Genomic DNA, 12,145 nt, shown 5'->3' on the forward strand with positions numbered 1-12,145 from the left:
CATGACGCTTGATTTTTCGCCTTTCCTTCCTTGGCCGGTCCTTGCCGCACTGGCGGCTGTGGTTGTGCTGGTCGCAGCCTTCGCGATCTGGCGCGGTATCCGTGGCGCCTGGATCCGCACGCTGGCGGCCCTCGCATTGCTGGCAGCGCTCGCGAACCCGCTCCTCATGCAGGAAGACCGCGACCAGCTTTCGACGATCGTTCCTGTCATCGTCGATCGCAGCCAGAGCCAGCAGACCCCGGACCGCATCAAGGTGACCGAGGATGCGCTGGCGCAGCTCAAGGATCGCCTCGCGCGCTTCCCGAATATCGAGCCGCGATACGTCGATGTCACCGAACCGGAAGATTCCGACACACCGTCCACCCGTCTGTTCACGGCGCTGTCGGCTGCCGTTGCCGACGTGCCTCCGGCGCGTATCGGCGGCGCGATCATGCTCACGGACGGCCAGGTGCATGATGTGCCGGGGATCAACCAGGCGCTTGGCTTCGACGCGCCGATCCATGGCCTCATCACCGGCAAGCCCAACGAGTTCGACCGCCGCATCGAGGTGATCAAGGCGCCGCGCTTCGGCATCGTCAACGAAGAGCAGCAACTAGTCCTTCGCGTTTTCGACGATGGCCCGAGCCCCGGCGATACGGCCAAGATCACCGTGAAGCTGAATGGCGACGAGATTGCCACGCTGCAAGCGACTCCGGGTCAGGATACGCCGTTTTCCTTCAGGGTTGCGCGCGGCGGCAGCAACGTATTGGAATTCTCGGTTGCCGGGCTGCCGGGTGAAGTGACGGAGGCAAACAACCGCGCCGTCCATGTCATCGACGGCATCCGCGAAAACCTGCGTGTACTTCTGGTCTCCGGCGAGCCGCATGCCGGCGAACGCGCCTGGCGCAATCTTTTGAAGTCTGACGCTTCTGTCGACCTGGTCCACTTCACCATTCTGCGCCCGCCCGAAAAGCAGGACGGCACGCCGATCAACGAGCTTTCGCTGATCGCCTTTCCGACGCGCGAACTGTTCGTCGACAAGATCAAGGACTTCGACCTGATCATTTTCGACCGCTACCAGCACCGCGGCGTGCTACCGATCCTCTACTATGATTACATCGCCCAATATGTCGAAAACGGCGGCGCGCTGCTGATTGCCGCAGGTCCCGAACATGCCGGTCAGGATTCGATTGCGCTGACGCCACTTGCGTCCGTACTTCCGGCGCAGCCGACCGGCCGGATGATCGACAAGGCGTTTTATCCGCGCCTTTCCGAGGAAGGCCGAAAGCATCCCGTTACGCGCGGCCTCGATGGTTCCGCCGACGAGCCGCCGCATTGGGGCCGCTGGTTCCGTAGCGTCGATGTTGAACCGCCGCAAGGCCAGACGGTGATGGTCGGCGCCGACAATCATCCGCTGCTGGTCTTGAACCGCGCCGGCCAGGGCCGCGTCGCCATGCTGCTCTCCGACCAGGGCTGGCTCTGGGCCCGCGGCTTCGAGGGCGGCGGTCCGCACGTCTCGCTCTATCGCCGCATCGCCCACTGGCTGATGAAGGAACCGGCTCTCGAAGAAGAGGCTCTGACGGCCCGCGCCTCCGGCCGCACGCTTGAGATCACCCGCCAGACGCTCGGCGACAATCCGGGCGACGCCACGATCCGATACCCTTCTGGCAGGACGGAAACGCTGCCGCTGACGCAATCCGAACCCGGTCTCTTCAAGGCCGAGAAGAAGATGGACGAGATCGGCCTCTTCGAGATCCGCAACGGCGACCTCATGACGCTCGTCCATGTCGGCGCGGTCGATGCGCCGGAATTCAAGGCGATGATTTCGACCGGTGACGTGCTGAAGCCGATCGCCGGCAAGACGCGCGGCCTTGTTGCCCGCGTTTCGGATGCGAGCGGAGCGGTCGAGGTTCCGCCGATCCTGCCGGTCCGCGGCCAGATTCGCGTTGCCGACAACGACCGCATGCAGATCAAGCTGACGAACGAGACCGTCCTGAAGGGCATCAATACCTTGCCGCTCTTTGCCGGCTTTGCCGGCGTCGGTGTGCTGCTGCTTGCCTTCGGCGCCATGTGGTGGCGCGAAGGGCGATGAGGCCATGCCGGAATTCGAACTGACTGGATCGCCCTCCCCGGAAGAGCTTGCCGCCATCCAGGACGCGCTCGGCGCCTTCAACATTGAGGACGTCGGCCCTTCGGAACGTCAGCCGCTTGCCCTCCTCATCCGCGACACGGACGGCAAGGTAACAGGCGGGCTTTCCGGTTATACCGCCTGGGGTTGGCTCTTCACGCAGAACCTGTACATCCCGGAGACCCAGCGCGGCAAAGGCTTGGCCGGAAAGATCCTTGCCAACGCCGAGGAAGAGGCCAAAGCCCGCGGCTGTCACGGCGCCTGGATCGATACCTTCAATCCTCAGGCGCTCCGCGCCTACCAGCGGGCGGGTTACGAGATCTTCGGCGAATTGCCGGAGTTTCCGAAAGGTCGGAGCCGGACGTTCCTGCGCAAGAGTCTCGCTTAGGGTCAGGAGCCTAGGCGAGCGAGACCTGCCGCGTTTCGGTATCGATCGCGAGCGCCGCGATGGCCGCGACGATCAGAAACCCCGCAAAGAGCCCGATCGCAACCCCGAGCCCCTGCGATACCACTAATGCCATCAGTGACGGGGCAATAAGGCCGCCGAGCCGTGCTATGGCGCCTGCCGCACCCATGCCGGTGGCGCGCGATGCCGTCGGATAAAGTTCCGGCGTATAGGCATAGAGCGCACCCCATGTCCCAAGCAGGGCGAAGCTCATGATCAGCAGCGATGCTCCGATCAGCATATCGTCAGGCGAAAGCACGAAGAGCAGGCATCCCGCTGCAGAAAGCAGGCAGAAGCCGACCAGCGTCGGCCGCCTGCCCCATTTCTCGACGCCATAGGCCGCAAGCGCGTAGCCGGGGATCTGGGCGAGCGCCACGAATACCAGAAAGCCATAACCGCGCACGAAGCCGAAGCCGTCGCCGGCAAGCTTTGCGGGCATCCAGGTGAAGACGCCGTAGTAGGAAACCGAAACGAGGAACCAGATCGCCAGGATCATCAGGCTCCGGCGGCGAAGCGAGGCGGTAAAGAGGCCTTCGGCAGCGGCATGCGGCGCCGGCACGATTTGGTCGGCGGCACCAAGCTCCGGCTTGCCGTGACGTCTGAGCATGCGGTTGACGATCGCCTTGGCTTCTTCGGCGCGGCCCTTTCGCAACAAGTAGAGCGGTGATTCCGGCACGAAAAATCGCAGTCCGATTCCGAGGATCGCCGGTACCGCCGTCACCGCGAAAATATAACGCCAGGGATCTGTAACGCCCGCAACGCTGGCAGCCCATGCGGCAAGGGCGACGATCAGCGTGCCGATCGCCCAGAATCCCTCAAGCGCCACCAGCCATCGGCCGCGATTCTTTGCGGGCAGGAACTCCGCCATCATCGAATAGTCGACCGGCAAGGTACCGCCGACGGCCACCCCGGTCAGGAACCGCAGAACCAGCAGACTGGCGAAATACGGAGCGAAGATCGAGAGCGTGCCGAACAAGGCATCGCATCCGACCGTCAGGATCAGCACATTGCGCCGTCCGATCCTGTCGGCGAGCCGGCCGAAGACCACGGCGCCGATGAGCATGCCGAGGAAGAACAGGGTTCCGGTCTGCAGCGCCTGCGGTACGGTCAACTGGAACGTGGCGGCAATCGAGGCGGCCGTGAAACCGACGGCAAGGACCTGCATGGCATCGGCCGCCCAGACGAGCCCGAAGATCGCCATCAACCGCCGTTGAAAGGCACCGGTTCCGGCACGATCCAGCGCCTCGTCCATTGAAATTCCGCCCATGCTGCCGCCTCTGTTAGAGCTGACGAAACCTGACCCATGGCGGGCCTCATGGAAAATCAGTGACTTGATAGAACAAATAGCCTATTCGCGCCAGCCGATTGTGCCCTTGAGACGCTGATGGGTACCTTCGGCAATCGGCACGACGAGAACGCGGGCGGGATCGACCGGGCCGGGAAACGCAAGCGCATTATAGGCGACCTTCTCGAAGCCAAGCGGGCAATAGTACGGCGGATCGCCGACGAGAATGACGGCCTCCGACCCCCTGCGCCTCGCAGCCTCCACCGCGATCCGCACCAGTTCGCGTCCGATGCCCATATTCTTGTGCGAAGGCCGCACGGCGAGCGGCCCGAGCAGATGCCCTTTCACAGCCCCTGCCATGACGGGCGTCAGTCGCACTGAAGCGATCGTCTCGCCGTCATCGGTGCAGATGAAGGAGAGCGACAGATCGTGCGGCCCCTGCTCGCGGATGCGGGCGGCAGCACGTGTATGCCGGCCGGGACCGAATGCTTCTTCGTTGATGTGTTCGATAGCTGCGTCATGAGACGCATCCTCAGTGAGGTAGACCAGATCGTGCTTGTGCATGATGAGACAGAAACCGGATAGACAGAAGCGATGGGTTCTCGAGCACGCCCTTGGGCGTTCGGGAGCATCAGCGTCGTCGCAGGCTTCTGGTTGCGTGCATCAAAATCGGGTTCCTGAGCGAATGTGAAAAGGCCGATAGCAGGAAAAATTTCCCTCGTCCAACGCAAAATGAAATCATCCCAAAAGACAGTGTGACGCACTGTTCAATCTTTGCACCCTGCAAAGCCGGGCCGCCTGCGATATGTTCACTCCAACGACGAGTTCTGGAGGAATATAATGGGCATGCTGGTTGACGGCGTCTGGCAGGACGTCTGGTACGACACGAAAGAAACGAAGGGCCATTTCAAGCGCGCAGCCTCTCAGTTTCGCAACTGGGTCACGGCTGATGGAAAGCCGGGACCGACAGGCACCGGTGGTTTCAAGGCCGAGGCCGACCGCTATCATCTCTACGTGTCACTCGCCTGCCCCTGGGCGCACCGCACGCTGATCTTCCGCAAGCTGAAGAAGCTTGAGAATATCATCTCCGTATCGGTCGTCGATCCGCTGATGGCCGAAAACGGCTGGGAATTCAAAGTCGGCGACGGCGCCACCGGCGATCAGCTTTACGGCGCAAAGACCCTCTGGGAAATCTACCGGAAGGCCGACCCGCATTATTCCGGCCGCGTCACCGTTCCCGTGCTGTGGGACAAGAAAAACGGTACCATCGTCAACAACGAATCCGCCGAGATCATCCGCATGTTCAACAGCGCCTTCGACGGCCTGACGGATTCGAAGGCGGATTTCTATCCTGCCGATCTCAGGGCTGATATCGATGCGCTGAATGCGATCGTCTACGACACCGTCAACAATGGCGTCTACAAGGCAGGCTTTGCGACGACGCAGGAAGCCTACGAGCAGAACGTCGTCAAGATTTTCGAAACGCTGGACATGCTGGATGAGCGGCTTCGCACGAGCCGCTATCTGCTCGGCGACCGGCTGACGGAGGCCGATTGGCGGCTGTTCACGACGCTGGTGCGCTTCGATCCGGTCTATGTCGGCCATTTCAAATGCAATATCCGCCGTATCGAAGACTACCAGAACCTCTCCGGCTACCTGCGCGATCTCTATCAGACGCCGGGCGTGAAGGAGACGGTGAACTTGCAGCATATCAAGCAGCATTATTACCGCAGCCACAAGACGATCAATCCGACGGGCATCGTCCCAGTTGGACCGGCTCTCGACCTCGACCAACCACACGGCCGCGCGAAACTCGCCGCAGCCGCCTGAATCCTACCAATAATGAGCGGCGGGCTCATCGCCGTTCAACTCCCTGAGCCGGCGCCGGGTGGCGTCGGTCGTGCCGTCCGGGAGGGCATCGACGGCGAAGAAACCGCACTCGACGATTTCGCGATCCGGCGCACGCGGCGCCGTCTGCTCGACATCGACGCGGTAGAAGACAACGTGGTCACGGCGGCTCGCCGATTGATTGTAATAGACGTGGAAGAGCTGCGCCTTGCCGATGACACGGAGGTTGCCCTCTTCGCGCAGTTCCTTGACCAGCGCCGCCTCGGCGGTCTCGTTGCGCTCCACCCCGCCGCCAGGCATATGCCAGCCCGGAACATAGCTATGCCGCACCAGAAAAATCCGTCCCGAGGCATCGAAGCAGGCCGCCCGCACTCCCATCGTCATGCCGCGTGCGAATGCGAAGTAGACATGCACAAACCGCATCAGGAGCTTGGATTTCCAGGACATCCCCGTGGGCCTCATCACTCTGCTTTCACCGTTTCGTTCCATCCGATGTGTTTGATTTGTAACCATCCTGGTCTATGTGTCGTAGCATGTTCAAGCTCGCGCATATCTCGGATATTCACCTCGGCCCACTTCCCAATCTTTCCTTCCGCGAGCTTTTCTCGAAGCGCATTACCGGCTTTGTGAACTGGCACCGCAGCAGGCGCAAGCACCTTTTCGGCGGCACGCTGGATGTTCTGCTGGAAGACATCCGCGACCGGCATGCGGACCACCTCGCCGTGACCGGCGATCTGGTGAACCTGTCAAGCGCAATCGAGATCCGTTCCGCCGCCGCCTGGCTGCGCGCTCTCGGCGACCCGGTTGAAACCTCCATCGTACCGGGCAATCACGACGCCTATGTTCCGGGCGCCTACGAGAAATCCATGCGGGCCTGGTATGACTATGTCCGCGGCGATCTGGCTCCCGCCGAATGGAGGCAAGACAAGCACATTTTTCCCTATTTGCGTGTCCGCGACAAAGTGGCGCTCATCGGCTGCTCGACTGCCGTCGCCACACCGCCTTTTGCTGCCAGCGGCTTTTTCAGCCAGAGGCAGGCGCGCGAAACCGTCAACATCCTGCGCGCCGCCGGCGAGGCCGGCCTCTTTCGCGTGGTCATGATCCATCATCCGCCGATCCGCGGCGCCACATCCTTCTATAAACGCATGATCGGCATCCGGCGTTTCGCTGCCGTCGTTTCGACAGGCGGCGCGGAACTGGTGATCCATGGCCATACGCATCTCAATACGCTCCATTGGCTGCGGGGCCAGACGGCACCCGTGCCAGTCGTCGGAATTGCTTCGGCTTCCCAGGGACCCGGCGGCCTGAAACCCCGCGCCGCCTATAATCTCTTCAGCATCGACGGTTCCCCTGGCGCATGGGAATTGACGGGCGAGCGCTTCAGCTTAAACGACATGGGTGACGGCGTTTTCCAAAATGGTGTAGATATTTTCAAGGCTTAGTGGAACGAGCGGAATCGGTTTCTCAGTGTTTTGATTCGCTTTCTGAGGCAGCCGCTATGGCCGTCAGCCCGCACATGAAATCGGTGGCCGTGGCGGCGAAGGCAGCTGAGCTTACCAAGCTCCCGCAAAGCCTGAACGGACATCGGACCTATTGAAACGCGACATCGCCGACGGCCGCGTGGAAACCCCTTGAGAATTCCAAGATTGCGCTGGCTTAAGCTTGCGAAGCAGTGCAAATTTGTTTCATAAAGATCACATACGCGATATAAAAAGCTTAGCCACGCCGGGTGCTTCGCCCGACATTTCATGAAATGAGACATGCGTCAGCCTGTAACGACCATTGATATCAGACGCGACTTGGTGGGTCTGCTGCCGCGGTTGCGACGTTTCGCGATGACACTTGCAGGCGATGCGGCTGCTGCCGATGACCTCGTGCAGGCAGTCTGTCAGCGAGCGGTGGCAAAGAGCCACCAATGGAAGGGCGAAGGCAGGCTTGAAAGCTGGGTTTACACGCTAGCCCGCCAGCAATGGAACGATGACGGACGCAAGCGCAAGGCGCGGCCGGCTTCCAAGGGAAACGTCACGGATATCCGCGATGCCGTGCGAGACCGCGCAGCCACTGCCGATACTGACGCCATACATCAAATGATCGCCGAAATGCCCGAAGGCATTTCAAGCGTGTTCCTGCTTGTCAACGAAGGCCACACCTATCAGGAGGCGGCCGACATCATGGGCATTCCTGCAAGCAGCGTTCCGGCACAGCTTGCCGCGGCACGGCTTCACTTTGCGAGTCTCGCCGACAATTATCCTCACAGGTACTGACTTTGCCCGATTTCAAGAAACTGCCGCTTGATGCCCAGCTGACCGCTCTTCTCGACGGGGAAACGACGCCGGAGCAGAAGCACGAGCTGGAACAACGCATTGCGACAGACGAAGGTGCGCGCCGGCTTTACGACAAGCTCCGTCACGGTGCCGATTTCGGGCGCCGCCGCCTGGAGGATATCTTGAAGGAGCCGGTTCCGCTGGCACTCGTCCGCTCGATCAAGAGCGTTCAGCTGCCCAAGGCGCCCGTGGCGCCGCGAGCCACCCGCCCGGCAATGAAGCTCACACCGAGCGGACCGCAGGCGCTGGCAGCCGCCATCATCCTTTTCGTCGTCGGCTGCGGCATAGGCTATTTCATGGGAACGACTCCTGCCGGCCTCGTTCGCGGCGACGGGTCGCAGCCCGTTGCCGACAACACGAACACCAAGGATTGGCTGAACGACGTCACCGCCTACCAGCGGCTGATGATCCGCCAGCCGCGGCATATCGTCGAGATTCCCTCGACGCAGGCCGAGGAGATCTCCAATTGGCTGACCTCCACGGTCGGCGTCGCCTTTCGTGTGCCGGACCTGGCCAACAAAGGCTGGACGTTCCAGGGCGCCCGCGTGCTACTCGGTGACGGCCGGCCGGTCGGTCAGCTGGTCTATACAAGCGCGGACGGCGACCTCATCTCGATCTGCTTCCGGAAGGATTCCCAGCCACCGGACAGCGAGGACTTCAAGGAAACGATCAGGGACGAGATCGGCCTCGTCACCTGGCACAATGCCGGGACATCCTACGTCCTCGTCGGCCCGTCCGCAGAAGCCTCGCTCAGCCAGATCGCGATGGAGGTCGCGACCGCGATCTGAGCCTTTCAAGGCACAAGCACCACCTTTCCGCTAACGCTCCGGCCCTCTATGGCGCGATGCGCTTCGGCGGCTTTCTCAAGCGGGAAGCTCGCCCCCTCGGGGATCGTCAGTGCGCCCGAAACCACAAGCGAAAACAGCGTGGAGAGGTCGCCCTCCAGCGTCGCGGGCAGCAAAGGCAGCAGCGCAAATCCCCTCAGCGACTGGTTCTTGCCGAACATGGCGTTCAGGTCAGCGGCCTCGAGACTGAAGCGGCCCAGTGCCGCGAAGACAAGCTCTCCGCCCGGCGCAAGCGCTGCAAGGGAAGCGCGCGTCATCTCGCCGCCGACCGTGTCGTAGATCAGATCGACAGGCGTGCCGTCACTGAGGGCCTTCTGCCAGCCCTCGGCGGTATAGTCCACCGCGGCATCCGCCCCGAGCCTACGAGCCACAGACAGCTTCTTCTCGCTGCTTGCTGTCGCAATGACCGACGACGCACCCTCGCGCTTTGCCAATTGCACCAGCAGCGACCCGACACCGCCGGCCGCCGCGTGGACAAGGACGGTTTTGCCCCGCGGCGAAGCCTGGCGAATCATGTGCAGAGCGGTCAGCCCCTGGACCATCAGCGCTACCGCCGCCTCGAACGACAATGCGTCGGGAATGTTGATCACCGACGCACCCGGCACTGCGATGAACTCCGCGTATCCCTCGCCCCGTCCCAGGGTGAAGAGCGGCACGGCAACGCGCGAGCCGAGCAGAGCGAGATCGGCGCCCTCGCCTATCGCCTCGACGACGCCTGCGGCTTCAACGCCGGGGATCATCGGCAATTCCGGTGTCACGGCATAGCGGTCCGCGCGCATCAGCACTTCGAAAAAATTGATGCCCGCGGCATGGACGCGAACCAGGACCTCACCTCGGCGGGGCACCGGTTTCGGCACCTCGACAATTTTGAGAACCTCAGGGGGACCGAAATGGTCAAAGCGCACCGCTTTCATGACAGACCTCACGTTTGAATGGCGTGAGCAGCGCTTTACCCGTAAGCTCGATGGGAAAAATACACACTCTTTCGTGCCATACCCACCAGGAGGTGACCATGGCGGAACCGATCAAAAGACTGCCGAAATTGCCGGTAGAGCGCGCTCTGAAGGTCATCGCCGGGCGCTGGAAACCGGTCATTCTCTATTACATCTTCAGCGGACCGAAGCGCCTCTCGGAGCTCAAGCGCATGATGCCGGAGATCACCCAGAAGGTACTGATTCAGCAGCTGCGCGAAATGGAAGAGCACGGGCTGGTGACGCGCGAGATCTTCGCGGAAGTCCCCGCACGCGTGGAATACACCGCGACGGATCTCGGACTGGAGCTTGAACCGGTGCTGCTGGCGCTCTGCAAATGGGGCCAGCGCCATGCCGAAGCGCAGGACGATATGGCGGACATTGCCGATTGCATCGTTCGCCCGCGCACGGAAACTATCGCCGCCTGAGCGGCAAAGATGCGCAGCGAACAAAGCCCGCTGCGCAGCATCTTCAGATCAGTTTTTACCGGCCTTCACATCCAGCACGCGGTTTGCCGCCGATACGATCGCCTCGAGCGAGGCGCCGACGATATTGGTGCTGATGCCGGCGCCGAACAGCTTGCCACCCGGATAGGATGTTTCGACATAAGAGATAGCGGCAGCATTCGAGCCGTGTTGCAACGAATGCTCCGAATAGTCCTCGACCGACATTTCGATGCCGAGATAGTGCGAGAGCGCGTTGATGAAGCCATCGACAGGGCCGTTGCCCTTGCCCTCGATGCGCTTCGTCTCACCCTTGTCGATGATCTCGGCGGCAACGATGCGCTGCCCCTTGCGCTCCGGATCGGCATAGGTGTGGTGATCGACAAACTTGATGCGGCCCTGCGGCTGCGTCACGTAGCGCTCGATGAAGCGGTCGTAGATGCGGCGCGACGGCAGCTCCTTGCCCTCTTCATCGGTAATGCGCTGGATTTCTTCTCGGAACTCGACCTGCAGATTGCGCGGCAGATTGAGCCCATAGTCCTGCTGCAGGATATAGGCGATACCGCCCTTGCCCGACTGCGAGTTGATCCGGATGATCGCCTCGTAGGAGCGGCCGACGTCGCGGGGATCGATTGGCAGGTACGGCACTTCCCAGACAGGATGATTGGCGACCTGCGCCGCCTTCATCCCCTTGTTGATCGCGTCCTGATGCGAGCCGGAGAAGGCCGTGTAGACCAGTTCGCCGACATAGGGGTGGCGCTCGCCGATCGGCATCTGGTTGGAATATTCGAAAACTTCCTTCATCCGCACGATGTTCGAGCAGTCGAGTTCCGGGTCGACGCCCTGCGTGAACATGTTCAGCGCCATGGTAACGACGTCGACGTTGCCGGTGCGCTCGCCGTTGCCGAAGAGCGTGCCTTCGACGCGATCGGCGCCCGCCAGCAATGCCAGTTCGGCGGCCGCGATACCGGTGCCGCGGTCGTTGTGCGGATGCAGCGAGACGATCAGGTTCTCGCGATTGTCGAGATTGCGGCACATCCACTCGATCTGATCGGCATAGACGTTCGGCGTCGCCATCTCGACGGTAGACGGCAGGTTGATGATCAGCTTGTTGTCAGGCGTCGGCTTCATCACCTCGATGACGGCGTTGCAGATTTCCAGCGCCACCTCGAGTTCGGTGCCCGTAAAGCTTTCCGGCGAATATTCGAAGCGATAGCCGCCGCCGGCCTTCGCCGCCATGTCGGAGATCATCTTCGCCGCATCAACGGCGATCTGCTTGATCCCGGTAACATCCTTGGCGAAGACGACGCGGCGCTGCAACTCGCTGGTGGAATTGTAAAAATGGACGATCGGACGGTTCGCGCCTTCCAGCGCCTCGAACGTACGGGTGATCAGCTCTGGACGGCACTGCACCAGCACCTGCAGCGACACGTCGTCGGGCACATTGCCCTGCTCCACGCACCAGCACGCGAAATCGAAATCGGTCTGCGAGGCGGAAGGGAAACCAATCTCGATTTCCTTGAAGCCCATGTCGAGCAGTAGCTGAAACATGCGGGCCTTGCGGTCGTGGCCCATGGGGTCGACCAGCGCCTGGTTGCCGTCGCGCAGATCGACCGAGCACCATACCGGGGCCTTGGTGATCGTCTTCGTCGGCCAGGTGCGGTCGGGAATGTTCACCTGCGGATAGGGGCGGTATTTCACCGCGGCGGATTGCATGCCTTTTGCGGGATTTTGCGTCTTCGCGTCCATTCGTTTCTTCCTCGTCCCGGCATCTTGCCCCGCCTATTAGCCCATCGTAGCGAGCTTGGCGACAGCAAATGCGGACCTTATTGGTCTATCTTGGTTCTAAAGGGATCAGTCGCGAGGAGCGATTACCT

At 61.7% G+C, this 12,145-nt stretch carries 10 protein-coding genes and 2 pseudogenes; 7 read left to right on the plus strand and 5 right to left on the minus strand.

What is annotated here, in order from left to right:
* The first annotated feature begins 1 nt into the window (after position 1).
* Together ACPYOI_RS02450 and ACPYOI_RS02455 are read left to right on the plus strand one after the other, a co-directional pair.
* Complete coding sequence (locus ACPYOI_RS02450; RefSeq protein WP_481420025.1) at positions 2-2,071, plus strand: hypothetical protein; 2,070 nt, start codon at positions 2-4, stop codon at positions 2,069-2,071.
* 4 nt (positions 2,072-2,075) lie between these two features.
* Positions 2,076-2,495, plus strand: coding sequence for a GNAT family N-acetyltransferase (locus tag ACPYOI_RS02455; protein ID WP_481420026.1), 420 nt, complete (start codon positions 2,076-2,078; stop codon positions 2,493-2,495).
* A gap of 10 nt (positions 2,496-2,505) precedes the next feature.
* Here ACPYOI_RS02455 and ACPYOI_RS02460 read toward each other — a convergent pair whose 3' ends face one another.
* Positions 2,506-3,819, minus strand: coding sequence for an MFS transporter (locus ACPYOI_RS02460; protein WP_481420027.1), 1,314 nt, complete (start codon positions 3,817-3,819; stop codon positions 2,506-2,508).
* An 81-nt stretch (positions 3,820-3,900) separates the two neighbouring features.
* Positions 3,901-4,469 (minus strand): annotated as a pseudogene (locus ACPYOI_RS02465) (GNAT family N-acetyltransferase).
* Between the two features lie 208 nt (positions 4,470-4,677).
* Here ACPYOI_RS02465 and ACPYOI_RS02470 point away from each other — a divergent pair.
* Positions 4,678-5,667: a glutathione S-transferase family protein gene (locus ACPYOI_RS02470; RefSeq protein WP_481422511.1), complete on the plus strand. Its 990-nt coding sequence runs from the start codon at positions 4,678-4,680 to the stop codon at positions 5,665-5,667.
* Between the two features lie 3 nt (positions 5,668-5,670).
* Here ACPYOI_RS02470 and ACPYOI_RS02475 read toward each other — a convergent pair whose 3' ends face one another.
* Positions 5,671-6,132: an NUDIX domain-containing protein gene (locus ACPYOI_RS02475; protein WP_481420062.1), complete on the minus strand. Its 462-nt coding sequence runs from the start codon at positions 6,130-6,132 to the stop codon at positions 5,671-5,673.
* Between the two features lie 86 nt (positions 6,133-6,218).
* On the opposite strand from ACPYOI_RS02475, the gene ACPYOI_RS02480 reads away from it, so the two are divergent.
* The 3 genes from ACPYOI_RS02480 to ACPYOI_RS02490 all read left to right on the plus strand — a co-directional run bounded on the left by ACPYOI_RS02480 (position 6,219) and on the right by ACPYOI_RS02490 (position 8,797).
* Positions 6,219-7,127: a metallophosphoesterase family protein gene (locus tag ACPYOI_RS02480; protein WP_481420063.1), complete on the plus strand. Its 909-nt coding sequence runs from the start codon at positions 6,219-6,221 to the stop codon at positions 7,125-7,127.
* Positions 7,128-7,445: 318 nt separating this feature from the next.
* Positions 7,446-7,949, plus strand: a complete 504-nt coding sequence (locus ACPYOI_RS02485; RefSeq protein ID WP_481420064.1) for an RNA polymerase sigma factor — start codon at positions 7,446-7,448, stop codon at positions 7,947-7,949.
* Positions 7,950-7,951: 2 nt separating this feature from the next.
* On the plus strand, positions 7,952-8,797 hold the full coding sequence (locus ACPYOI_RS02490) for an anti-sigma factor family protein (RefSeq protein ID WP_481420065.1): 846 nt from the start codon (positions 7,952-7,954) through the stop codon (positions 8,795-8,797).
* Positions 8,798-8,802: 5 nt separating this feature from the next.
* On the opposite strand, the gene ACPYOI_RS02495 is transcribed toward ACPYOI_RS02490, so the two are convergent.
* Positions 8,803-9,768, minus strand: coding sequence for a quinone oxidoreductase family protein (locus ACPYOI_RS02495; RefSeq protein WP_481420066.1), 966 nt, complete (start codon positions 9,766-9,768; stop codon positions 8,803-8,805).
* Here ACPYOI_RS02495 and ACPYOI_RS02500 point away from each other — a divergent pair.
* A pseudogene (locus ACPYOI_RS02500) lies at positions 9,767-10,253 on the plus strand (winged helix-turn-helix transcriptional regulator). The gene ACPYOI_RS02495 and the pseudogene ACPYOI_RS02500 sit on opposite strands and share 2 nt — an antisense overlap.
* 48 nt (positions 10,254-10,301) lie before the next feature.
* On the opposite strand, the gene leuA reads toward ACPYOI_RS02500, so the two are convergent.
* Entirely contained in the window at positions 10,302-12,017 is a 1,716-nt protein-coding gene (leuA, locus tag ACPYOI_RS02505; RefSeq protein WP_481420067.1) for a 2-isopropylmalate synthase, read from the minus strand.
* Positions 12,018-12,145: the final 128 nt, after the last annotated feature.

It is taken from the genome of Rhizobium sp. SVR5-2C (assembly GCF_056755115.1).